Source organism: Nodosilinea nodulosa PCC 7104, from assembly GCF_000309385.1.
Lineage (GTDB): Bacteria > Cyanobacteriota > Cyanobacteriia > Phormidesmidales > Phormidesmidaceae > Nodosilinea > Nodosilinea nodulosa.
Map to the genome: position 1 here is coordinate 5,766,503 of NZ_JH976537.1, position 21,977 is coordinate 5,788,479.

A 21,977-nucleotide genomic window follows, 5' to 3' on the forward strand; every position below is an offset into this window, starting at 1 on the left:
GCTAAATTAGGCCAAAGGCCCAGCCGTTATGCTGCCGACTGAGCTGCCCCGATTTCAACGCTGACGGAATCGAATCGGGCATCTCCAGGACGGTAGGATAGCAGTTCCATGCCAATTGGTTCGCCGCTGTCGGGGTCTTTAATGAGAATGACCCCATCACCCAATTCTGTGCAGAGTTGATTAGGGCGTGGGCTTTGCCAAAAGACTGTTAGCAATTCCATCTCTGGTTCGTAGAAGACTTTTACTTGAGCCACAGCACTACTCCTTCTTTAATGGCATCGGTTTGATAAGCCGTGATTAGGAACCCTTCCCCATTTAAGCGTCGAGCAACGGCAACGGCCCAACGCTGGGGCTTACGCAGGCAATAAAACAGCAAGATGTTGTGATCGCGGCTGCTTTGACGGATTTCATCGGGGTTTTGTAGGGCTTGCTGCACAAGGTCTTCGAGACTGGCGATATCGGGATGCTTGATGATGAGCTTTTGCCAGTAGGCATCGGTGGTTCTAACGCTAAAGCCGAGGGGAGTCGCAATTTCAAAACGGATGGTCATAGATTATGCCGCCTTGGCCGAGTCGGCGTGATGCCAGGTGGTGAGGCAATCGCGGGTGTCGGAGATAACGAGGCCGAACCATTCGAGGCGTTCGAGGTTTTCGGTGATGGCGACGAGTTTACCTTGATATATTTGCTGGTGAACTGAGCCGCAAACCAGTTCAAGGCGTTTGCTGGCGGGGAACTGGGTAGCCTGGCGTTTGAGATCTTGGAGCGACACAAGATACCTCGCAGGATGCTGTACTCTCAAGCATAACTAAGAACAGCAGAGTGGGCAGTCGCTAACGGGTAGCTCGATGTGTAACCGCATTTCCTGATCGAAAGCGGAGGCAGTGATGACGCTTAACCTATTTGACACGGTGCGGCTAAAAGAAGATATCGCGCTGGACAATGAGGCCAAAGCACCTGCCGGAACGCTGGGTTCAATTGTGGAGGTGCTGCATCAGGGCGAAGCTTACCTGGTGGAGTGCTTTGGAGGCTGGGTGAAGTACGACGCGGAGGGGAATTTTGAACCCTCTAACCGAGAAGACCCGGAAGCGTTTGTGGAGACCCTTGGGGTGGAGACGGTTTACCCACATCAGCTACAGCTGGTGAAACCGGCTGAGGAGAGTGTGGGGGTGCGGGCGCAGTTGCTGATGCTGATTGAGGAGATGCCGGAAGTGCTGCTAGAGGAGGTTAAGGATTTTGCTGAGTTTATTCAGCAGAAGCAGCTGAGGGTGACGCGGGCGTCTGAATAGTAAGATGGTGCGTTGTGGCTGAGGCGGGGAGATAGCGATCGCTAATATTCTGCAAGCCGACAATGCACCCTATGCGCTGAAGCTGCGAATGAATCTTTAGACTGTCGTCTCATGGTTAAACCAGTGGCTCGCTTATAAAAGTACTCGCCCTACATCCTTCTTTCTCGAGCTGAAAGATTACAATACCAGTTCAAGTATTTCACATAGATAGAGTCATTTTTGCCTCTGACCATTCCGAGAAAGTTGATTTTCCCTCTGAGCATTTCCCTAAAATCAGTGACTTCTTCTTCAGGTATTTCCAGTGATTTAGAAAGCAATTCAGCATGTCTTTTTCGAGCAGAATCCAGGCCATATTTATCCCAAATATGCAGCATCATGCTAATCTTTCTTACAAAGTCACGCTTTACATTGGGGAACTGGTTTACAGTTATACCTGTCACTTCCTGGTGATGGCTTTTATGCTGCAAGCGAACTTTTTTCCAATTAATTTCGAATCCATTTTCTCGAACAATTGAAACTAAGCTGCTGCCCAATACAGTTTTTTCCTCGTCTTCTTTTACATCAGAATCTATATATGCCAACCTTTTAGGAAAGACAGGCAGTGTTGTTGAGAAAGTAATATCATCAGCATATCGTGTAAAAGTACAGTGATTCTCTTTCGCTAGTAATCGGAGTTGACTATCTAGCCGAGCACAAATCATATTGGAAACTACAGGGGATGTTGGAGCACCTTGAGGCAACTTCCTCGAGAAACAACAAATTTGAGCTAAAACTCTTGAGACATCGGCAGGCAAATTATAAGGAGGGGCCATAAAAATTCCTCTCACTCGACCAAAGTGGATACTATCAAAAAAGTCCTTTAAGTCAATATTTAAAACAAACCGTTTTCGCAAATGTGGTCTTGCATTTGTTAATATGCTTCGGCTTGGGACAAACCCATGCACAGGAGCCTTAGGGTCATAAACACTATACAAAACCTGGCTAAGTTTTCTCTGAATAATCTTTAGAGCAGTAGAAGGTGCTGAAATCTTTCTCATTTGGCCAGATTTTTTTGGCACTTTGAACTCTAAATACTTCTCGCTATCAGGCACTCTATAAATATGATAAATCAATCTATCATACGTAACATCTAAAAGAGCTGCTACATCTCTTGGATCCTTTAGACTTAGAAACTTTTTCTTAAGCTTCTCACAGTCTTCAAGAAGGATTAAGCTTGAATTGATTTCTGTTTCCGTCAACATTCTATCTTCTGCGTAGAGAATGTATAGATATTAAAGAGTGATAAGAATAAGAAAGATGTCTGCAAAAGCTATCTTCGTCTTGTGCCCAAGCGTCGTAAGAACCCATGAGATTACCATAGGATCTACTACAGCGAAACCTGGGGCATAAAGCTATCATTGAAATACACCATCGCAATTAGTCAATGGAAATTGATACTTTATATGCAGACATCTATTGAGCAATAATAGCTTATTTTGGTTAGGCTATTGTTTCTTTGAATATATTTTTTTATAAATCCTTTTTTTCTCGTAGCTTGCTGCCCGGCATTTTGGTTCCGTCCGTAATGTCATTTTGTAATAAGCTATACTTTCTCGATCTTGGTCTAATAAGCTCAGAGTTAAGCCGATTTCTCTGCTAATAATATAGTGATCTGGTGGAAGTGGTTTGAGTGCAAGGGCATTCTTGTAAGACTCTAATGCTTCTCTATAATTTTTTGATTTAGCGAGAGTCCTTCCTTTTTTCCACCAAACTTCATAGTTTTTCTCTTCTAGGACAAGTGCTTTGTCGTATGCAATAAGTGCTTGATCATATTTCCCAACTTTCTCTAGTGCATCGCCTTGCTTTTCTCTAGGAAAATAGTTTTTAGGATCTAGCAAAGATGCTTTCTCATAAGCTTCATCTGCTTCAGCAAAACGTTCAAGCTGTTTGAGTATATTTCCTCTTTGAATCCATGAAGCGGATTTATTAGGCTCCTGTTCTATTCTTTTGTTGCAATCAACCAATGCTTTCTCTAATTCTCTTCGCTCTGCTTCCTTCTCCTTTTCTAATATAATTGGTAGCTGGTATTCATCAATATTTTCTCTTAGGAAGCGATTTCGGCTCACCTGAAATGCTTGCTTGATTGAAAATCCCAAGCCTAGATGGTAGTAAAATTCGACTAAAAAACTGATAGATATTTTTTCTTCAAGATCTTGACTTATAGCTATTAGAAAATCGATGTGGCGAACGATTGCCATGGCTTGGTCTTCTAAATAGCAGCCATTTAGGATGACGCACTGTGTATTTGTGGAAAGCAGTTGAAATAACTCTTCCAACAATTTGTTAGATTTTTCGGCTTCTTTGTTTTCGGAACGGTTTTCAAAAATTAAGTTGCTAATTCCTGCCTCACGGCCAGAAATATAAATAATATAAGGTTCAATCGTCGATAAGGCTTGAGACAGATCGGATGCCTTAACATATGGCTTATCAAGTAGAGGCTCAAAGACTGGATCTCCCTTGCCTTCTTTTAGTCTTGCTACTGTTGCTCTATTGAGGGCATTTTCAATCTCTTCAATTTCTTTTCTCCTATGTAATGATTCTGTTTTTTGGGGATTAGCCGATAGTAATAAAATTCTCCTGGAAGCAAGGCATGATGAACTTTTATTATTATTAATGTCTTTATTGGTGTGAAGATGGATATGATTTTCTTTGGCGCTTGACTTATTTTCAAGCAATTCATGAAAGACATTCTCTAGTACATTAATGAAATTTTCGGGAAGCTGAATATGAGGTCCAATGTAAGCAGTTCCGCCTTCTAAAAGTGTTTGAAAGTTGACACTATTATCCCTGTTAATTTGCTGAATCCTTTGATCTGAAATTAAAGCCTCTTTCAGTTCAGAATCTTGCGATATTTTTTTATTGACATGATCAATTAGTTCATGGGTGGTTATGTTTTTATTGCTGCGCAATTCTTGGGCAATTATTTGACACAGTTTATCGACTGGATCTGGCATTTTTGCACTCGATTAATCAGCTTTGCCTTGAATGTGAATTTCACCAATGTATGCGGTGCCGCCTTCAACTTTGGTTTGCCATCCTTTAGCCTGGTCAAAATTATTTTGCGTCATGTTACTCTGATCGATTATTTTTCCAGCATTTATTTCTTTTGCCAGCGCACGAATCTCGCCAGAAAACTCAGGATCCTCATCCATTGAGACCTGAAGATAGGCAGCAATTTGATTTATTTGTTCAGGTGTGATTTTGCTAGTCTTTTCGATGGAGGATTTTACATTCTCAACAGAAGGTCTCCCTCGAAGCTTAGTCCAGATCCGCTTTAACAATATATCCATTTTGGAAATTGCTTCTGCGGTGAACTTTTTTGCAAGCTCTCCAGAGCCTGACTCTATGAATGTTTGGAAAGCCAGAATAGCAATAGCGGTAGCTGTTATAGGTTCAGTCATTGAATCTCCTGTTGATTTTCACTATTACAAAATCCTCGTTTCCAATATGCTATATGAATAGTCTCTAAGTTTCTTGCAAAACTTGTGGGCAATACGGCTAATTAAATTTTTCTTTAATATTCATCATTTTGTGTCCTGCCTTAGCTAGGGATAATCGCCGAATATGGGCAGTACCCCCTTGAAACCCATAGATTTCGGCACCTTTCACAGTAATCATACCCAACAGCTCATTGACCATTGTAAATCAAGGGTTCTAGATCGTCGTCCCAAGATTAGATAGTTCAACTTACACGCTGCATAAGTCAGCGAAGCCTTGATGCAATCCATTACTAAGTCAGGCAGTCCTCCAAATTTCTTCATGTTTAGGATAGGCAAAGGGCTTTCGCCCGTGCCCATCATGGCTGAGTATCCTACAACGATGGGCACGCTTCGCTTTGGCCATCCTACGGTTTAACCCACTGGTCTATCGCGCCTCAATAAACTAAACACCTCCCCCTGCTCTGGGGTAATCAAAATCCCTGACTCCGGTATCGCAATCAACTGGTTCCAGGTCGCCTGTTCCGCATAGTTCAGCACATGCAGCAGGTTAATCGTCGCCCACACTCCCTCCGGCGAACCAATCACCAAATGCCGCAACCGCTCGCGCCCCGACTGAGCTTCTGGATTTGCCAGCAATAGCGGGCTGGTCGCCTCCCGTTTCTGGGCCGACGACACCAAATATGGCAATGGCCCAACATGCTTCTGCATCTATGCACAATGCTTCTGTCATAGAGCAACTTTGAATGTGCAGCGCTCGCATTCGAGTTTGCTCAATACACAATGCCGTTGTCATGCATGCAATTCAATGATTCACGCTTTGTATCAATCCTGCTGAGCCAAACTGTCTTTCGACCCTTGGCCCATGCCACCAGTTATCCCTAGATTATGGGGTCGCCTTGGGGCGATGTGCCTAAGCACTATTAGAGCCGTTCTGCCGGGGTTTTGCGCAAGATTTTGCGATCGCGATCGTTCACTCACAGTTTGTATCGTAGTCCATCAACTCAAACCAGAAATCAAGCCCCCAGCCCACACACTAATCATGGGATCGATGCCCCTAAACCACAATATCGGTGTCGTTCTTCTCTAGAGCTGGCAACAACATGAGAACTCGACCATGACACCCCAGACGCTTGCTCCAGACCTACTCCACAACCTAGATGCCTACTGGCGGGCGGCCAACTACCTGTCGGTGGGGCAAATTTATCTATTCGACAATCCCCTGCTCAAACGTCCGCTCACCCTGGCCGACATCAAGCCCATGCTGCTGGGCCACTGGGGCACCACCCCTGGGCAAAACTTCATCTACGCCCACCTCAACCGGGTGATCAAAAAATACGACCTCGACATGATCTACGTCTCTGGCCCCGGCCACGGCGGCCCGGCGGTGGTGGCCAACACCTATCTAGAGGGCACCTACAGCGAGATCTATCCCCATATCACCCAGGATGAAGCCGGACTGCAAAAGCTTTTCAAACAATTTTCCTTTCCCGGCGGCATCCCCAGCCATGCCTCGCCAGAGTGCCCCGGTTCGATTCACGAGGGTGGTGAGTTGGGCTATTCCCTCAGCCACGCTTTCGGCGCAGTGTTCGATAACCCTGACCTGATCGTGGCCTGTGTGGTAGGGGATGGCGAGGCGGAAACCGGTCCCCTGGCCACGGCGTGGCAGTCCAACAAGTTTCTGAACCCCGTCACCGATGGCGCGGTGCTACCGATCCTGCATCTCAACGGCTACAAGATTGCTAACCCCACAGTGCTGGCGCGGATCGAACCGGAAGAGCTGGACCAGTTCTTCCGGGGAAACGGCTGGACGCCCTATTACGTCGAGGGCGATGACCCGACGCTGATGCATGAAGCGATGGCCACGACCCTCGATCGCGCCATTAAGGACATCCACCGCATCCAGCACGATGCCCGCATTTTAGGTACCACCCAGCGCCCCCGCTGGCCGATGATCGTGCTCAGGTCGCCCAAGGGCTGGACGGGGCCGAAATGGGTGGATGGCGTGCAAATCGAGGGTACATTCCGGACGCATCAGGTGCCGCTCTCCGATCCACGGACGCATCCCGAACATCTGACGCAGTTAGAAGCCTGGCTGCGCAGCTACCGACCGGAGGAACTTTTCGATGAATCGGGGCGACTGAAACCGGAGCTGGCAGAACTGGCACCAACGGGCGATCGCCGCATGGGAGCCAACCCCCACGCCAACGGGGGCCTGCTGCTGCGCGATCTGGTCATGCCCGATTTTCGGGATTACGCGGTGGATGTCCCGGCCCCCGGCTCGGTGCAGGCTGCCGATGCCCACGAACTGGGTGTATTCCTGCGCGATGTGGTTCAGCTCAACCGGGAGCAGCGTAATTTCAGAATTTTTGGCCCCGACGAAACCCTCTCCAACCGTTTGGGATCGGTGTTTGAAGTCACCAACCGCCAGTGGGATGCCCAAACCCAGGCTAACGATGAGTTTCTGTCCGCCGATGGTCGCGTCATGGAGATGCTGAGCGAGCACCAGTGCGAGGGCTGGCTGGAGGGCTATCTGCTCACGGGGCGGCACGGCCTGTTCAACTGCTACGAGGCGTTCATCCACATCATCGACTCAATGTTCAACCAGCACGCCAAGTGGCTGAAGGTGACGGCAGGGCTACCGTGGCGACGCCCGATCGCATCATTAAACTATCTGCTGGCCTCCCACGTCTGGCAGCAAATGCACAACGGCTTCACCCACCAAGACCCAGGGTTTATCGATCATGTGGTGAATAAAAAAGCCTCCGTAGTGCGCGTCTACCTGCCGCCCGATGCCAACTGCCTGCTGTCGGTGTGGGATCACTGTTTGCGCAGCCGCCACTACGTCAATGTGGTGATTGCGGGCAAGTACCAAGCGCCCCAATGGCTAACGATGGCGGAAGCCGTCAAACACTGCGCCGCAGGCATTGGCATTTGGGACTGGGCCAGCAGCGACGGCGGTGCTCAACCCGATGTGGTGATGGCCTGCTGTGGCGATGTGCCCACCCTGGAGACCCTGGCCGCCGTTTCGATTTTGCGGGAGCATTTGCCCAACTTGAAAATCCGCGTGGTCAATGTCGTTGACCTGATGCGGCTGCAACCGGAACGCGAGCATCCCCACGGACTCAGCGATCGCGATTTCGACCAGCTGTTCACCCAGGATCGCCCCGTCATCTTCGCCTTCCACGCCTACCCGTGGCTAATCCATCGGCTGAGCTACCGCCGCACCAACCACGGCAACATCCACGTGCGGGGCTACAAAGAAGAGGGCACCATCACTACGCCCTTTGACATGACGGTGCTGAACGACCTCGATCGCTTTCATTTGGTTATAGATGCGATCGATCGCCTGCCCCATTTAGGGGCTCAAGGGGCTGACCTGAAGCAGGCGATGCAGGCCAAGCTCATCCACCACAGGCAATACATCCACCAGCACGGTCAGGACTTGCCAGAAATTCGCAACTGGCAATGGAGTTCCGGGACAACGCTGCCAGCCCAACCGCTGCGGGGAAAAACATCTGTAGTGACCTAAAACAAGGCAAACAAGTCCGCTACTTGGATCGATTTAACCCACAAGAGGAATCCCCGTGAGCACTGCCATTGATAACTTTACCCAGCAACTTCACGACAATTTAGAAGCGGTTGAAGCTCGGGCGAAATCGCTGAAGAAAAATATCCAATCTTTACCGAAAAAAACGCAAGCAGAGATTCAAGCGGCCCTCGACAAAGCCAAAACAAATCTGGACGTCCGGAAACAAGAAATTGACGATTACCGGGCCAAGCTCAGCACCCAGTTGGCAGAAAAAGAATCTGAGGTGATGTCGAATATTGAAGACTGGAAAGCCAATCGCGAAACCGAGAAACTCAAGCATCGGGCCGATAAAGCTGAAGACTACGCGGCTACCGTGACCTTCTTGGCAGTGGCGGCGATGGAGGAAGCCGAAACATCAACCCTAGCCGCGATCGCTGCCAGACTTGATGCCGAAGCCGCTGCGGGAATTACAGAGCAGTAAGCCGCGATTAAACTGGGCCTTGCCTTCGTCAGCCAGTTTGTCGAAATCCCTGAGGATGTGGTTTGACTGACCACACCATTGAAGGTCACGAGGCCCTGGCTGATCAAGTCAAGCCTTTCAATTAGTGCCACTGGACTGATAGAGACTTGAACTATGGAGGTAGCCGTTGTGAATCATGGCTTTGGAGTTCAATTTAATACAGCTAATACAGAAGCTGGCCTATCTGAGCAAGAGGCAAGCGCTCGACTCAAGCAAGAGGGCTACAACGAACTCCCCTCGGCGCGATCGCGCAATCTTTTTGTGATCGCCTGGGATATTGCCCAAGATCCCATCTTTCTCTTGCTGGTTGGCGGCGGCATCATTTATTGGGTTTTAGGCGACCTGCAAGAAGCCCTGATTTTGCTAGGGTTTGTCTTCTTCATTATGGGCATTAGCCTCTACCAGGAAGGCAAGACCGAACATGCCATGGAAGCCTTGCGCAATCTCTCCAGTCCCCGTGCCCTGGTAATTCGGGATGGACAGCGCCAGCGGATTACCGGGCGAGAGGTGGTGCGGGGCGATGTTTTAGTCCTGGCGGAGGGCGATCGCGTGCCTGCGGATGCGATCGTGCTGTCCTGCTCCAATCTGTCCACCGACGAATCGTTATTAACCGGAGAATCTGTCCCGGTGCGCAAAGTTGCCGCTGACATCGACGCTCAGCACGGCAAGATGGCGCGTCCGGGGGGCGATGATTTGCCCTTTGTCTATTCCGGCACGCTGGTGGTCCAGGGGCAGGGCATCGCCCAGGTGCGGGCGATCGGGGCTCAAACCGAGATGGGCACGATCGGCAAAGCCCTGCAAGGCGTGAAGCTCGAAGCCACCCCCCTGCAGCAGGAAATGACTCGGTTGGTAAACCGTTTGCTAGGCATCGCCCTATCGCTGTGTGTGGCGATTGTGGTGATTTATGGCCTGACCCAAGGCCATTGGCTCCAGGGCATTCTGGCCGGCATTACCTTGGCGATGGCCATCTTGCCGAATGAGTTTCCGGTGGTGGTGACCATCTTTTTAGCCCTAGGGGCCTGGCGAATTTCCCAGCGCCAGGTCTTAGCCCGTCGCGCCTCTGCCGTCGAAACCCTGGGGTCTGCAACCGTTCTGTGTGTGGATAAAACCGGAACTCTGACCCTGAACCAAATGGCGGTGCAACAGCTCTTGGCCTATGACCCATCAGACCCCGCTTTAGCCAACGCCTACCCCTATGACTTGGGTTCGCAGGCCCAAGCGCCCCTGCCCGAAGCGGTGCATGAGTTAGTCGAATTTTGCATTCTGGCGAGTCAGCGCGATCCCTTTGACCCGATGGAAAAGGCCTTCAACCAGCTGGGCGATCGCTATCTTGCCGATACCGAACATATCCACAACGATTGGCAGCTATTGCGAGAATATCCATTGTCGCCGCAGCTATTGGCCATGTCCCACGTCTGGCAGTCAGCGGATGGTAAACAGTATGAAATTGCGGCCAAAGGTGCCCCTGAGGCGATCGCCGACCTCTGCCATTTTACGCCCGCCCAGCAGCAACGGCTGGCCCTTCAAGTGAGCCAAATGGCCGAGCAAGGGTTGCGGGTGTTAGGGGTGGCCAAAGCGCCGCTGGATACACCGCCGCCCTCCTTGCCGCCCCACCCCTCCCTCAATCCCCAGCATTTGCCCGACCAGCAGCACGACTTTCCCTTTCAATTTCTCGGCTTAGTCGGCCTGTCAGACCCCGTGCGCCCAACCGTGGCGGCAGCGATTCAAGAATGCTACACCGCAGGCATTCGCGTGGTGATGATTACGGGAGACTATCCCGGCACGGCTCAAACCATTGCCCGCCAAATTGGCCTGATGCAGATGGGTGCCATCATGACCGGAGCGGAACTAGACGCGATGGATGAGGCTGAACTCCAGCAGCGGATTCAAAGCACCAATATCTTTGCCCGAGCCGTTCCCGAACAGAAATTGCGGTTGGTAAATGCCCTAAAAGCGAAGGGTGAAGTCGTCGCCATGACCGGAGACGGGGTGAATGATGCCCCGGCCCTGAAGGCGGCTCAAATCGGCATCGCCATGGGCCAGCGCGGTACCGATGTGGCCCGTGAGGCGGCGGCCTTGGTGCTGTTGGATGATGATTTTTCGTCGATCGTGCAGGCCGTCAAGCTAGGCCGACGAATCTTCGATAACCTCCGCAAAGCCATGGTCTATTTGCTGGCGATTCACATTCCCATCGCGGGGATGTCGTTGATCCCGGTGTTGTTTAAGCTGCCCTTAGTTTTACTGCCCGTTCACGTGGCCTTTCTCCATTTAATTATTGATCCTGCCTGCTCGATCGTCCTCGAAGCCGAACCCGCCGATCCCACCGTAATGCAGCGTCCACCCCGCCCGGCCAAGGAACCTTTATTTGGGCGAAAGACGGTGAACCTAGCCCTGTTAAAAGGCGGCGGCATCTTGGCGATCGCCCTCGTTATTTTTGTTGCCTCGCTCTACCGCGGCCAGGGTGAACTCGATGCCCGTGCGCTCACGTTTACGACATTAATTTTGGCCAACTTAGGCCTCATTTTGAGTGAAAGTTCAAGCTCTCGCCTCAGCTTAAGCATCCTAAAATCCCCCAATACTGCTCTGTGGTGGGTGATGGGTGGAGGGCTATCTTTTCTGGCGATGGTGCTTTACGTCCCCGTGTTGCGTCGGTTGTTTAGTTTCGCATTCCTACATCCGATTGACCTAGCCATTTGTTTGATCGGTGGGTTAATTTGTCTCATTTGGTTTGAGCAGTTGAAGGGACTAAGCCAACCCCGAAAAGGAGTTAAATCCTCGTCGAGAAAACCTGCTTGAGAAGTTTGGCAAGCAGTCAATGATCCCGTTCACTCACAAAAGGCAGCTATGACACAGCAATTATCGACTCCCCCCTCGGCAAAACCCAGCACTGCCAACGGTGCCGCTCCCAAGGCTTACATGGTGGGGGGTGGGATTGGCTCCCTAGCCGCCGCCGCCTTCCTGATTCGCGATGGCCATATTCCAGGCCGCAATATCACCATCTACGAGGCGATGCCAGTCTTGGGCGGCAGTCTGGATGGTAACGGCAGCCCCACGCAGGGTTACACCATGCGCGGCGGGCGGATGCTGACCACCGACAACTATGAATGCACCTGGGATTTGTTCAAATCGATCCCGTCCCTCAGTGCTCCTGACCAGACGGTCTTTGAGGAGACGATCGCCTTCAATCAGCTCCACCAGTCCCACGCTAGGGCGCGGCTCGTCGATCGCCATCGCGCCAAGCTGGATGTCGAGTCGATGGGTTTTTCGATGCAGGATCGGCTTGAACTCCTCAAACTCACCGAGGCCGACGAAGCCAAACTGGGCACCAGCCGCATTACCGATTGGCTATCGCCGCCCTTCTTCACAACCAACTTTTGGTTCATGTGGTCAACGACATTTGCGTTTCAACCCTGGCATAGCGCGGTGGAATTCCGCCGTTACCTGCATCGGTTCATGATGGAATTTTCCCGCATCGAAACCCTGGCTGGGGTCAAGCGCACGGTCTACAACCAATTTGATTCATTGGTGCGACCGATGGTGAGCTGGCTGAAGGGGCAGGGGGTGAATTTTGTCGTTGACTGCACCGTGACCGACTTTGAACTAAAGACTGACCAGGGCAAGATCGTCGTCACCGGCATTCACCATCGGCGCGACGGCACGACAGAGACCACAGCGATCGGCGATGACGATTTGGTGTTCTTTCAAAACGGGTCGATGACCGATGCCTCCAGCTTTGGGTCAATGGCGAGTGCGCCCCAAAAGTTAACCAAAGAGGATAGTGGCGGCTGGTTGCTCTGGGAAAAGCTGGCCTACGGCCATCCTGAATTCGGTAACCCAGCGGCATTCAACTCTAGTATTCCAGAGTCGTTTTGGGAGTCCTTTACCGTAACAGTCAAGGACACCGCTTTCTTTGATCAGATGGAGGCCTTCTCCGGCAATGAGGCCGGCATTGGCGGTTTGGTGACCTTCAAAGATTCCAATTGGCTGCTGTCGATTGTGCTGGCGCATCAACCCCACTACATCGACCAGCCTGCCGATGTACAGGTGTTTTGGGGCTATTCTCTGCATCCCGATCGCATTGGCAACTTCGTGCCAAAAGCCATGGCCGATTGCAACGGCAGCGAAATTCTGCAAGAGCTATGCGGCCATCTCAATTTCGATCGGGAGACCGTCGCCTCGGCCATCTGTATTCCCTGCCGGATGCCCTACATCACCAGTATGTTTATGCCGCGTGCCGAGGGCGATCGCCCGCTGCCCGTGCCCAAAAACTCCAAAAACCTGGCCTTCGTCAGCCAGTTTGTCGAAATCCCTGAGGATGTGGTTTTCACGGTGGAGTATTCCATCCGGGTGGCCCAAATGGCCGTCTACCAACTGCTGGGCATCGATCGAGAGATTCCACCCATCTTGCACCATGACCAATCTATCAAGGTGAAACTTGACGCGGTGGTTAAGGCGTTTCGGTAACGGATGAGATGAATCGCATAACCAGGCTTGAGCCCATCCCACTGACAAGAGGAAACCACTATGCAAGTCCAAATCCAAACTGACCACAACATCGAAGGTCACGAGGCCCTGGCTGATCAGATCAGGGGCGTTGTGGAGGATGCTCTGAGCCAAGTCAGCGATCGTATCACCCATATTGATGTGCACCTGAGTAACCAGAACAGCGAGCAGCAGGACGGCAATGACAGCCTGCGCTGCATGATTGAAGCCCGCCTTGAAGGCCGTCAGCCCATCGCCGTCACTGATCAAGCCGCCACCCTGGACGATGCCCTAGACGGGGCTACCGGTAAACTGGCCCGTCTAATCGACCACACCCTCGGACGGCAGGCGCACCAAGAAGACCATCGCACTGACCCGCCCCTAACGCGATCGCGTCATGCCTGACAACACCTCGCATCCTTAATTATGGAGAACCACCATGTTAGATATTGATCTCATGAGTACCCAAGAGATCCACAAGCTCTTGAAAAAAGTCGGGCACGGGCACCTCGGCTGCTGCTTTGAAGGGCATCCCTACGTCGTACCCATGCACTACTATTTCGACGAACCAGACCTCTATATCTTCACCACCATTGGCCTCAAGACTCAATATATGGATGCAAATTCCGAAGTCTGTTTGCAAGTGGAAGATATCAACGATTTAGAGCACTGGCGCAGCGTCACGGTTATGGGGCGAGCCGAACATATCACTGAGCAAGCCGAGATCGATCGCGTCATGGAAAAACTGGTCAAACCTCAAAATCCCACCCTTTCCCCCGCCATCAATCGCACCTGGGTCGATGCCTGGGGTCGCGCCGAGGTGATGGCGCTCTATCGCATCCATCCTACTGAGATGGCTGGACGCACCACCGACGGACTGAGCAGCCAGTGAGCCTTGAGCGGTCAATGCTCTCCACCAGACTTGAACTAGATTAACTCCTGTGATTTTCCCAGTGATAAACCACGGGTCTCACCTTAGATGAAATTTAACATTCACCCTTGACTAGCATTTTCGAAAATAGGAGATCGCCATGAGCAAGCAATTAGGACTCTGGATTGACCATCGGAAAGCTACGATCGTGACCGTTACGGAGAACGGGGAAGCGATCAGCGAGATCCTGTCAGATGTCGAAAAGCAACTGCGACGGTCTAGCGATTCCCCCCTGAAAGGGCCTTATGAAGCGCTTCAAGTCCCCGCCGATGACAGTCGTCAGAGGACGCTGACGGCAGAACTCAATACCTACTACGACGAGGTAATTGGGCAGATTCGGGATGCCGACTCGATTCTGATCATGGGGCCGGGGGCCGCAAAGCACGAACTGCAAAAGCGGTTGGCAGAAAATCGAATTGGCGCGAAGGTGGTCGGGGTTGAAACCGTGGATAATCTGACGGAACCTCAGATCGCCGCCAAGGTGCGACAGCGCTTTGCCCAATAATCTTTGGCCAGAAAACCGAGTCGGACATACAAAGAGGTGATTTGGTGTATTACATTGTCGAGACTCAGAAAACATTCAGCCAGGCCGTAACCGACCTGGAAACAGCCGTTGCCCACCATGGCTTTGGGGTGCTTTATATCCACGACCTGGGCAGCACCCTGCGCAGTAAGGGGATTGCGTTTGAGGAAGAGTGCAAGATTTTTGAAGTCTGCAATCCAGGGCAGGCGGCCAAGGTTTTGGCTGCTGATATGCGTCTCAATATGGCATTACCCTGTCGGATTTCCGTATTTACGGAGAAAGGAACCACCAAAATCGGCCTGATCAAGCCCGCACCAATGCTGGCATCGCTGTCCCAGGATGTCGGGTTAGCTCAAGTCGCCCAGGAGGTTGAGGAAACGTCAATTCAGATGGTTGACGAGGCTAAATAGTGACTCGCCATTGCAATCACTTTTCTAGTTTTCTTCCATGAAGCAGATAGCTTAAAGCGGCTCAATTTTTACTAATAATTTAGGAGATATGTATGGGTTTAATGAAGACAATTCAGCCACTATTGCTGGGATTTGTAGTGTGTTTTTGCCTTTTAGTTGGCCCGGGTCAAGCCCCACTCTTGGCTGCCAATCTCACAGGAGCTAGACCCATCTCCCAAGTAGGGATGCCAATAATCCCTGGGGAAACCATGGATTTGGCGACAGGGGTCGATCGCTTTCTCACCTCAATGCCAGCAGGCTACTACACGATCGCCAATGTCGAAGGGTTAAAAACCCGATTAAAGAATCCTCAAGTTCTGCTGGTGGATGTGCGAGAACCTTCTGAATATCGGTCCGGGCATATCCCCAATGCGATCAATATTCCCCTACGAACCTTGACTCAGAATCTGGATCAGATCGCCCGCAATTGCCCCGTAGTGTTGTACTGCTCTACCGGCTATCGATCGGCCATGGGCGTAATGACATTGCACCTGTTGGGCTATGAGCAGGTCCAAGGCTTTCCGCCCAGTTTTGCCGGTTGGAAAAATGCAGGAGAGGCGATTGCATGACCGTCTCCGCCGCGCCCGAAACGCTGGCGCACCTTTCGCTACCCGACCTGCAACAGCAATTGCAGACCTCTGACCAGGGACTGAACCAGTCCGAAGCCGAGCGGCGACTCGCCCAAGACGGTCACAACCAGCTGCCAGAAACCACCGTCAGCCCCCTGAAGCAGTTCCTCTCCCACTTTTGGGGGCCGATCGCCTGGATGATTGAGGCAGCGGTCATCCTCTCGGCGCTGGTGGGCGACTGGGTCGATTTTGGCCTGATTTTGGCCCTGCTGGTCGCCAACGGGGTCGTGGGGTTTTGGGAAGAATTTCAGGCAGGCAATGCGATCGCCGCCCTCCAGGCCAAGCTCGCCCTCCAGGCAAGGGTGAAGCGCGACGGCAGCTGGACAACGGTGCCTGCTCGCGAACTGGTGGCGGGAGACGTCATTCGCCTGCGGCTGGGAGATATTGTGCCCGCCGATGTGCGGTTTTTGGCGGGGGACCCGGTGCAGGTGGATCAGTCGGCCCTGACCGGAGAATCGCTGCCGGTGGAGTGCCAGGTGGGCGACGTGCTCTACTCCAGCTCGATTTTGAAGCAGGGGGAACTGGATGGCATTGTCTACGCCACGGGGGGGCGCACCTACATGGGCAACACTGCTCGCCTGGTCGCCTCAGCCCAAACCGTCAGCCACTTTCAGCGGGCGGTGCTAAAAATCGGTGACTACCTGATCGTCATCGCCCTGGTGCTGGTGGTCGTGGTGTTTATGGTGGCGCTGTTTCGGGGCGACCCGTGGCTCACTACCCTGCGATTTGTGCTGGTGCTGACGGTGGCCTCGATTCCGGTGGCCATGCCCACGATCCTCTCGGTGACCATGGCGGTGGGGGCGCAGCGGCTGGCGAAAAAGGATGCGATCGTTAGTCGGCTGGCGGCGATCGAAGAGATGGCAGGTATCGACATTCTCTGTTCCGACAAAACCGGCACCCTCACCCTCAACCAGCTCACCCTAGGGGAGCCTTTTTGTGTGGGCGATACTACTCCCGAAGACCTGATTCTAAATGCGGCGCTGGCCTCGCGGGATGAAGACAGCGACCCGATTGATCTGGCGATCATGACGGGGCTAAAGCCGGAGCAATCCTTGGAAAGCTACCGAATCGTCCACTTTCAGCCTTTTGACCCGGTGGGCAAACGCACGGAAGCCACGGTTGAAACCACAAATCGCGATCGCTTCACCGTCACCAAAGGCGCGCCCCAGGTAATTCTGGCGCTCTCTAGCAATGTCGAGCAGGTGCAGCCCCAGGTGGATGAGGCGATCGCCCAGTTTGCCCAGCGCGGCTTTCGCTCCCTGGGGGTGGCGCGCACAGACGAGTCAGGCAACTGGCAGTTCTTGGGAGTGCTGCCCCTGTTTGACCCACCCCGCAGCGACTCCCAGCTGATGATTCAGGAGGTGCGCAAACTCGGGGTCAATCTCAAAATGCTGACCGGCGACCAGCAGGCGATCGCCCGCGAAACCGCCCACCAGCTCGGACTCCAGGGCGACATTCTAGATGCCAGTTTGATGGAAACCGTCGCCCCCCACGAAGCGGGACGGGTCTCTGCCGCGATCGAGGCCGCTGCCGGGTTCGCCCAGGTCTTTCCAGAGCACAAGTACCGTATCGTCGAAGTTTTGCAGCAGCGAGGCCACCTGGTGGGCATGGCCGGGGATGGCGTCAACGATGCCCCGGCCTTGAAAAAAGCCGACGCGGGCATTGCCGTGTCGGGAGCCACCGATGCCGCCCGCGCCGCCGCCGATATTGTCTTGCTCAGCCCCGGCCTGGGCGTAATTGTGGAAGCGATTCAAGAAAGCCGCCGCATCTTTCAGCGCATGAACAACTACGCTATCTACCGCATCACCGAAACCATCCGGGTGCTGCTGTTCATGACCCTGTCGATTTTGGTCTACAACTTCTACCCCGTCACCGCCATCATGATTGTGCTGCTGGCGCTGCTGAATGACGGGGCGATTATCTCCATTGCCTACGATCGCACCCGCCCCGCCCAGCGTCCCGAAACCTGGAACATGCCGGTAGTGCTCGGGCTGGCCACCATTCTGGGAATCGTGGGCGTGGCCAGCTCCTTTGGCATGCTGTATCTGGGCGAGCAGGTATTTCGCCTCGATCGCGACACCCTGCAAACCCTGATTTACCTGAAACTCTCCATCGCCGGACATCTCACCATCTTCGTCACCCGCACCAAAGGCCCCTTCTGGTCGATCAAACCAGCCCGCATGTTGCTGATGGCGGTACTGGGCACCCAAGTTCTGGCGACGCTAATTGCCGTGTATGGCCTGTTTATGCCCCCCCTGGGCTGGGGTTTGGCTGGGGTGGTCTGGGCCTACGGGCTGGCCTGGTTCTTAATTGCCGACTGGGTGAAGCAGCGGGCCTATGGCGTGTTTAACCACGCCCAGCCGGTCTATGTCAGCCGGGGGTTAAAGCGGTTGAACCAGTGGTTTGCCCATGCCCCGAACCCCTAGACATGATGTTTTGGGGAATAACGTTGGACTCTACCTGCTCCTCAAGAAAACGTTTTCAGAAAATCCTCATCCATCGGGTTAGGAAGGTAGCTTATGAAAGACAAAATTCTATTTCTGGGATTATCCCTCTCCCTATACGGCGTGGCACTGGCGCTGCCTTGCCTTTTGTTTAATGTCGTTCCCATCGACGCTTCTGGTGGGGGCCTCTCTGATCCGAATGACGTTTATGCCATGAAGGGGATCGAACTGACTTTCTTTGGCATGATTGGACTACTTTTTCTGCAAATTCCCGCGATTGGTTGGTTCGCTAATCCACTCTATTGGCTGGGTTGCATCACGTTGATGATGCAACGCTATCGGTTTTCAGCGATCGCTAGCCTAGCCGCCATTCTGATTGGTTTTAGCGGCACATTTTCAGCCTTTTGGTTCAACTTGCCGGCGGATAGTGGTGGTGTTTCTGAACTTGCCCTGAGCCAATTCTTGTTAGGTTTCTGGCTATGGCTGGCGGCCCCTGGCGTAATCGCCTTAGTTTCTATGATTAGCTTGCTAAAACAGTCCGCTCGATTAACGGCTAGCAGCAATTAAGAGAGGAGCAATAGACAAGAGCCATGAAAACTAAACCGCTTTCCCTCGATGCCCTATGGGAGTCGGCCACACCTCAAGAGCGAACCTTTAGCCCTGATGACTTTGCTCATCTGCCAGAAGCCGCCAGACGGTATCTGGAACATGCGATCGCACCTGGAACAGCGATCGCTTCAGCCGTCCGCCTCAAAATGCACGGGGAAATCAAGCTCAAGACCTGGAATCCTTTCACCGCAGAGCAAGTCGTCTGCTGGCAGCGCGGCTTTATCTGGAGTGCCACCGCCTGGATGAACCGCTTACCGATTGTGGGATCAGATCGGATGATCGACGGCGTTGGGGCAATGCAGTGGAAGCTGTTGGGGCTATTTCCGGTGATGACTGGCACGGGTGCTGATATTACGCGATCGACGGCGGGCCGCTTCCACGCTGAGTTAATGCTGTTGCCATCGGCGTTTTGTCTGGGTGACGTGATCTGGAGCAGCACTGAAGCATCGCACCTCCATGCCAGTTTTATGGCCCAGGGTGAACAGGCCGAACTCGACCTAACCATTGACCAGACAGGGCAGCTAAAAGCTGCGAAACTGCCGCGCTGGGGCAACCCAGACGGTGCGGAACACCGTTATGTAGACTTCGGGGCCATTGTCGAAGCAGAAGGCACATTCTGCGGCTACACGATTCCGACTCAACTGCGAGTGGGGTGGTATTTCGGCACTGAGCGATTTGAGTCAGAGGGCGAGTTTTTTCGCGCCACGATTGATGAGGCCATCTATCGGTAATGGTTAGCCGTGTTCAAAATCACCGTACTCAACCAGGTTTATTCGCAATGAAGAAACATCCCATAACTTGGTTCTATATTTTAGCCTTTGGGATCTCATGGTTGGGCATGGTGTCAGCCGCCTTAGGATCGCATGGTATTGCCCCCTTTGACAGCCCCTATGTTCAGCTTCTTTCCATTTTTTATGCTGTCGGTCCTGCTCTTGCGGCGGTCATTGTGACACGCACAGCAGATGGTAAGACAGGGGTTCAAAATTTGCTCAAGGGACTTCTCCAATGGCGGGTTGGCCTAGTCTGGTACATCGTAGCCCTGCTGGGTGCTTTAATGCTGCTGATTACGGCAAAAAGCATTACCGAATTACTCGGCCTTTCAGCAACCGTTCCAACCCAACCTGTCGATCTATCTCCCTATGTTGTCCTCGGCTTCGCAGTGAATTTTTTTGCTACTACCTGCGAAGAAATCGGGTGGCGAGGTTTCGCCTTGCCACAATTGCAAAAGCGTCATAGTGCTTTTATCGCGACTCTGATTGTGGGCACATTGTGGGCTTTTTGGCATTTGCCGATTGTCTTTTTGATCGGCAATCCCATGGCTGAATATCCTTTCCTATGGTTCATCCTGATCGTCACCAATGCTTTTATCTACACCTGGATTTACAACAGCACTCAAGGCAGTATTTTGCTGGTGGCGCTATTTCATGGTTCTCTGAACATATTTGGAGCTTTTATCTCTGGAGTGTCTCCTATCGCGGATGTCCTTCTGAATTGTGGGGTAGCCATCATTCTGATCACCGTGTTGGGAAAAGCAAACCTTTCACGCCAAGAACGGGTTTGTGCGGGCTGATAATCGGTCGATGAACTATCACGGTAAATCTATGGCCAAAAAGCATCAAGAACGACACCGCACCGGACGCATCGGCTGGCTACGAGCTGCTGTGTTGGGCGCAAATGACGGCATCGTATCCACCGCCAGCCTGATAGTTGGCGTGGCGGCGGCGAATCCGGCCCATGGCGAAGTCTTGGTGGCGGGGGTAGCGGGCCTGGTAGCCGGGGCCATGTCCATGGCCGCCGGGGAATATGTCTCGGTCAGTTCCCAGGCCGATACCGAGAAAGCTGACCTGGCTCGGGAGCGGAAAGAACTCGATCGCGACGAGCCTTTCGAGCGGGATGAACTGGCGGCTATCTACGAGGCGCGGGGGCTTGACCCGGCGTTGGCCGCCCAGGTTGCCCAGCAGTTGATGGCCCACGATGCCCTGGGAGCCCACGCCCGCGATGAACTGGGGATCTCTGAGCATCTGACGGCACGACCCGTGCAGGCGGCCTTTGCCTCGGCGGGTGCCTTTGCCGCAGGTGCCGCACTGCCCTTGCTCACGGTGCTGATCGCGCCAGAACTAAGACTGGTACCCGTGGTGTTTGGCAGCTCGATTATCTTTTTGACGGTGCTGGGTGTGCTGGCAGCGCGAGCGGGTGGAGCTCCGGTTATGACATCGGCGTTTCGGATTGTCTTTTGGGGTGCGATCGCCATGGGGCTAACGGCAGCAGTCGGTGCCTTATTCGGCACGGTTGTCTGAAGCGGCTAGCGGACATGCCGACCGAATCGAATTCTTACGCACCGAATCTACCTCGAACTCCACCATCAGGCTGTCATACTCCTAATTGTTAGCTGCTCATTTGTGACAGATCAGATATCCTTGTTAACTGCTAAACAACCAAGGTAACTTCCATCGCTGACATTCCGGATATTGCCATAAGCGCAAGTTCATTTAGCAGCTGGTGGCCGCTGTTAATACCGCTGGCTTAGTCGATAGCCTCAAGGGAAAATGCCTACTCACAGTCTTTGCCCCCACTTACGGAGCCTTCCCCCAATTGCCACTTAGTTTATCCGTAAGCGTTCAGGGGGGCACGAGAGAATGAGGGTTTCAGTCCTTGAAATAGCTTGACTGGGCCTAGTTGAGCCTGATTTTTGCCAATCTGTGGTCTTAGCGACGGCTGAAATCCACTAAATCCGTACCCCCTCTGAACGGTTACGTTTATCCTCCCGGCAAATACACATTCGCTGCCGCCTGCACAACCTGCTGCGCCCCCGCCATCGCCTCCGCATGTTTGGATCGATTCCCCTCATCCAGTGCCTCCGAGATATTCGCCCCAATTACATTCGCCGTCGCCGACTGCTGCCGTAGCTGCATCAACTGCTCATAGCTGCCGGGAGCATCCCACTTTCGACAAAATAGTCAACTTGCGAGTTGACCATTGAGGTAGGCACAGCGCAGACTCAACATTGCATTGACGGAGGCCGTATTCCAGCGGGCACCCGAGATTTGGAGACGTCGCCCAATCTGTTTGACAGCCGACTCAACGGCTCCTGAACCA

At 52.7% G+C, this 21,977-nt stretch carries 22 protein-coding genes and 3 pseudogenes; 16 read left to right on the top strand and 9 right to left on the bottom strand.

Going from position 1 to position 21,977, the window contains the following annotated elements; genetic code table 11:
- Positions 1-26: 26 nt before the first annotated feature.
- The 3 genes from LEPTO7104_RS0126720 to LEPTO7104_RS40470 are packed head-to-tail and all read right to left on the bottom strand — an operon-like array spanning position 27 to position 769.
- Positions 27-254 carry a hypothetical protein gene (locus LEPTO7104_RS0126720; protein ID WP_026073111.1) on the bottom strand — a complete coding sequence of 76 codons (228 nt, stop codon included), beginning with the start codon at positions 252-254 and terminating at the stop codon, positions 27-29.
- Positions 242-550, bottom strand: a complete 309-nt coding sequence (locus LEPTO7104_RS0126725) for a hypothetical protein (RefSeq protein WP_017301657.1) — start codon at positions 548-550, stop codon at positions 242-244. Before LEPTO7104_RS0126725 ends, LEPTO7104_RS0126720 begins: the two co-directional genes overlap by 13 nt.
- Before the next feature lie 3 nt (positions 551-553).
- Positions 554-769: a hypothetical protein gene (locus LEPTO7104_RS40470; protein WP_155523802.1), complete on the bottom strand. Its 216-nt coding sequence runs from the start codon at positions 767-769 to the stop codon at positions 554-556.
- A 115-nt stretch (positions 770-884) separates the two neighbouring features.
- On the opposite strand from LEPTO7104_RS40470, the gene LEPTO7104_RS0126735 reads away from it, so the two are divergent.
- Positions 885-1,286, top strand: coding sequence for a hypothetical protein (locus tag LEPTO7104_RS0126735; protein ID WP_017301659.1), 402 nt, complete (start codon positions 885-887; stop codon positions 1,284-1,286).
- 149 nt (positions 1,287-1,435) lie between these two features.
- Here the strand turns inward: LEPTO7104_RS0126735 and LEPTO7104_RS38700 are convergent, their stop codons facing one another.
- The 4 genes from LEPTO7104_RS38700 to LEPTO7104_RS0126760 form a co-directional block, all read right to left on the bottom strand.
- Positions 1,436-2,527 (bottom strand): reverse transcriptase domain-containing protein, encoded by a 1,092-nt coding sequence (locus LEPTO7104_RS38700; RefSeq protein WP_071527320.1) that lies wholly within the window; start codon positions 2,525-2,527, stop codon positions 1,436-1,438.
- A gap of 243 nt (positions 2,528-2,770) precedes the next feature.
- A complete protein-coding gene (locus LEPTO7104_RS0126745) occupies positions 2,771-4,279 on the bottom strand; it encodes a tetratricopeptide repeat protein (RefSeq protein WP_017301661.1) in 1,509 nt (502 codons plus the stop codon).
- Positions 4,280-4,291: 12 nt separating this feature from the next.
- Positions 4,292-4,726, bottom strand: coding sequence for a hypothetical protein (locus LEPTO7104_RS0126750; protein ID WP_017301662.1), 435 nt, complete (start codon positions 4,724-4,726; stop codon positions 4,292-4,294).
- A gap of 450 nt (positions 4,727-5,176) precedes the next feature.
- Complete coding sequence (locus LEPTO7104_RS0126760) at positions 5,177-5,473, bottom strand: hypothetical protein (RefSeq protein ID WP_017301664.1); 297 nt, start codon at positions 5,471-5,473, stop codon at positions 5,177-5,179.
- A gap of 403 nt (positions 5,474-5,876) precedes the next feature.
- Between LEPTO7104_RS0126760 and LEPTO7104_RS35540 the strand changes: the two are divergent.
- The 15 genes and pseudogenes from LEPTO7104_RS35540 to LEPTO7104_RS43010 all read left to right on the top strand — a co-directional run.
- A pseudogene (locus LEPTO7104_RS35540) lies at positions 5,877-8,294 on the top strand (phosphoketolase family protein); the annotation flags it as partial.
- A 55-nt stretch (positions 8,295-8,349) separates the two neighbouring features.
- The gene (locus tag LEPTO7104_RS0126770; protein WP_017301666.1) at positions 8,350-8,775 is read left to right on the top strand and encodes a hypothetical protein; all 426 of its coding nucleotides are present in this window, start codon (positions 8,350-8,352) and stop codon (positions 8,773-8,775) included.
- A 153-nt stretch (positions 8,776-8,928) separates the two neighbouring features.
- Entirely contained in the window at positions 8,929-11,610 is a 2,682-nt protein-coding gene (locus tag LEPTO7104_RS0126775; protein ID WP_017301667.1) for a cation-translocating P-type ATPase, read from the top strand.
- 120 nt (positions 11,611-11,730) lie between these two features.
- Positions 11,731-13,278 (top strand): oleate hydratase, encoded by a 1,548-nt coding sequence (locus LEPTO7104_RS0126780; protein WP_017301668.1) that lies wholly within the window; start codon positions 11,731-11,733, stop codon positions 13,276-13,278.
- Between the two features lie 60 nt (positions 13,279-13,338).
- On the top strand, positions 13,339-13,701 hold the full coding sequence (locus LEPTO7104_RS0126785; RefSeq protein WP_017301669.1) for an HPF/RaiA family ribosome-associated protein: 363 nt from the start codon (positions 13,339-13,341) through the stop codon (positions 13,699-13,701).
- Positions 13,702-13,735: 34 nt separating this feature from the next.
- Positions 13,736-14,188 (top strand): pyridoxamine 5'-phosphate oxidase family protein, encoded by a 453-nt coding sequence (locus tag LEPTO7104_RS0126790; protein ID WP_017301670.1) that lies wholly within the window; start codon positions 13,736-13,738, stop codon positions 14,186-14,188.
- Between the two features lie 139 nt (positions 14,189-14,327).
- Entirely contained in the window at positions 14,328-14,732 is a 405-nt protein-coding gene (locus LEPTO7104_RS0126795) for a hypothetical protein (RefSeq protein WP_017301671.1), read from the top strand.
- 44 nt (positions 14,733-14,776) lie between these two features.
- The gene (locus tag LEPTO7104_RS0126800; RefSeq protein WP_026073114.1) at positions 14,777-15,160 is read left to right on the top strand and encodes a DUF302 domain-containing protein; all 384 of its coding nucleotides are present in this window, start codon (positions 14,777-14,779) and stop codon (positions 15,158-15,160) included.
- A gap of 92 nt (positions 15,161-15,252) precedes the next feature.
- On the top strand, positions 15,253-15,768 hold the full coding sequence (locus LEPTO7104_RS0126805) for a rhodanese-like domain-containing protein (protein ID WP_026073115.1): 516 nt from the start codon (positions 15,253-15,255) through the stop codon (positions 15,766-15,768).
- Positions 15,765-18,254 carry a plasma-membrane proton-efflux P-type ATPase gene (locus tag LEPTO7104_RS0126810; protein ID WP_017301674.1) on the top strand — a complete coding sequence of 830 codons (2,490 nt, stop codon included), beginning with the start codon at positions 15,765-15,767 and terminating at the stop codon, positions 18,252-18,254. The genes LEPTO7104_RS0126805 and LEPTO7104_RS0126810 overlap by 4 nt, the downstream gene beginning before the upstream one ends.
- 93 nt (positions 18,255-18,347) lie before the next feature.
- A complete protein-coding gene (locus LEPTO7104_RS0126815; protein ID WP_017301675.1) occupies positions 18,348-18,839 on the top strand; it encodes a hypothetical protein in 492 nt (163 codons plus the stop codon).
- Between the two features lie 23 nt (positions 18,840-18,862).
- Positions 18,863-19,612, top strand: coding sequence for a DUF6920 family protein (locus LEPTO7104_RS0126820; RefSeq protein WP_026073116.1), 750 nt, complete (start codon positions 18,863-18,865; stop codon positions 19,610-19,612).
- A 47-nt stretch (positions 19,613-19,659) separates the two neighbouring features.
- Positions 19,660-20,451 carry a CPBP family intramembrane glutamic endopeptidase gene (locus tag LEPTO7104_RS0126825; RefSeq protein WP_017301677.1) on the top strand — a complete coding sequence of 264 codons (792 nt, stop codon included), beginning with the start codon at positions 19,660-19,662 and terminating at the stop codon, positions 20,449-20,451.
- Positions 20,452-20,482: 31 nt separating this feature from the next.
- Positions 20,483-21,178: a VIT1/CCC1 transporter family protein gene (locus LEPTO7104_RS0126830; RefSeq protein ID WP_026073117.1), complete on the top strand. Its 696-nt coding sequence runs from the start codon at positions 20,483-20,485 to the stop codon at positions 21,176-21,178.
- Between the two features lie 152 nt (positions 21,179-21,330).
- Positions 21,331-21,479, top strand: a pseudogene (locus LEPTO7104_RS43010) (fasciclin domain-containing protein); the annotation flags it as partial.
- A 158-nt stretch (positions 21,480-21,637) separates the two neighbouring features.
- On the opposite strand, the gene LEPTO7104_RS41310 reads toward LEPTO7104_RS43010, so the two are convergent.
- The gene (locus tag LEPTO7104_RS41310) at positions 21,638-21,793 is read right to left on the bottom strand and encodes a hypothetical protein (RefSeq protein ID WP_017301679.1); all 156 of its coding nucleotides are present in this window, start codon (positions 21,791-21,793) and stop codon (positions 21,638-21,640) included.
- Between the two features lie 45 nt (positions 21,794-21,838).
- Positions 21,839-21,977 (bottom strand): annotated as a pseudogene (locus LEPTO7104_RS40475) (ISKra4 family transposase); the annotation flags it as partial.

Excerpts from the sequence above, each read along its gene's own strand:
- LEPTO7104_RS0126815 (WP_017301675.1), top strand. The coding sequence starts at position 18,348 with ATGAAAGACAAAATTCTATTTCTGGGATTATCCCTCTCCCTATACGGC.
- LEPTO7104_RS0126775 (WP_017301667.1), top strand. The coding sequence starts at position 8,929 with ATGGAGGTAGCCGTTGTGAATCATGGCTTTGGAGTTCAATTTAATACA.
- LEPTO7104_RS38700 (WP_071527320.1), bottom strand. The coding sequence starts at position 2,527 with ATGTTGACGGAAACAGAAATCAATTCAAGCTTAATCCTTCTTGAAGAC.
- LEPTO7104_RS0126790 (WP_017301670.1), top strand. The coding sequence starts at position 13,736 with ATGTTAGATATTGATCTCATGAGTACCCAAGAGATCCACAAGCTCTTG.
- LEPTO7104_RS0126805 (WP_026073115.1), top strand. The coding sequence starts at position 15,253 with ATGGGTTTAATGAAGACAATTCAGCCACTATTGCTGGGATTTGTAGTG.
- LEPTO7104_RS0126825 (WP_017301677.1), top strand. The coding sequence starts at position 19,660 with ATGAAGAAACATCCCATAACTTGGTTCTATATTTTAGCCTTTGGGATC.
- LEPTO7104_RS0126735 (WP_017301659.1), top strand. The coding sequence starts at position 885 with ATGACGCTTAACCTATTTGACACGGTGCGGCTAAAAGAAGATATCGCG.
- LEPTO7104_RS0126750 (WP_017301662.1), bottom strand. The coding sequence starts at position 4,726 with ATGACTGAACCTATAACAGCTACCGCTATTGCTATTCTGGCTTTCCAA.
- LEPTO7104_RS41310 (WP_017301679.1), bottom strand. The coding sequence starts at position 21,793 with ATGCAGCTACGGCAGCAGTCGGCGACGGCGAATGTAATTGGGGCGAAT.
- LEPTO7104_RS0126820 (WP_026073116.1), top strand. The coding sequence starts at position 18,863 with ATGAAAACTAAACCGCTTTCCCTCGATGCCCTATGGGAGTCGGCCACA.
- LEPTO7104_RS0126780 (WP_017301668.1), top strand. The coding sequence starts at position 11,731 with ATGGTGGGGGGTGGGATTGGCTCCCTAGCCGCCGCCGCCTTCCTGATT.
- LEPTO7104_RS0126830 (WP_026073117.1), top strand. The coding sequence starts at position 20,483 with ATGGCCAAAAAGCATCAAGAACGACACCGCACCGGACGCATCGGCTGG.
- LEPTO7104_RS0126810 (WP_017301674.1), top strand. The coding sequence starts at position 15,765 with ATGACCGTCTCCGCCGCGCCCGAAACGCTGGCGCACCTTTCGCTACCC.
- LEPTO7104_RS0126785 (WP_017301669.1), top strand. The coding sequence starts at position 13,339 with ATGCAAGTCCAAATCCAAACTGACCACAACATCGAAGGTCACGAGGCC.
- LEPTO7104_RS0126725 (WP_017301657.1), bottom strand. The coding sequence starts at position 550 with ATGACCATCCGTTTTGAAATTGCGACTCCCCTCGGCTTTAGCGTTAGA.
- LEPTO7104_RS0126760 (WP_017301664.1), bottom strand. The coding sequence starts at position 5,473 with ATGCAGAAGCATGTTGGGCCATTGCCATATTTGGTGTCGTCGGCCCAG.
- LEPTO7104_RS0126745 (WP_017301661.1), bottom strand. The coding sequence starts at position 4,279 with ATGCCAGATCCAGTCGATAAACTGTGTCAAATAATTGCCCAAGAATTG.
- LEPTO7104_RS0126795 (WP_017301671.1), top strand. The coding sequence starts at position 14,328 with ATGAGCAAGCAATTAGGACTCTGGATTGACCATCGGAAAGCTACGATC.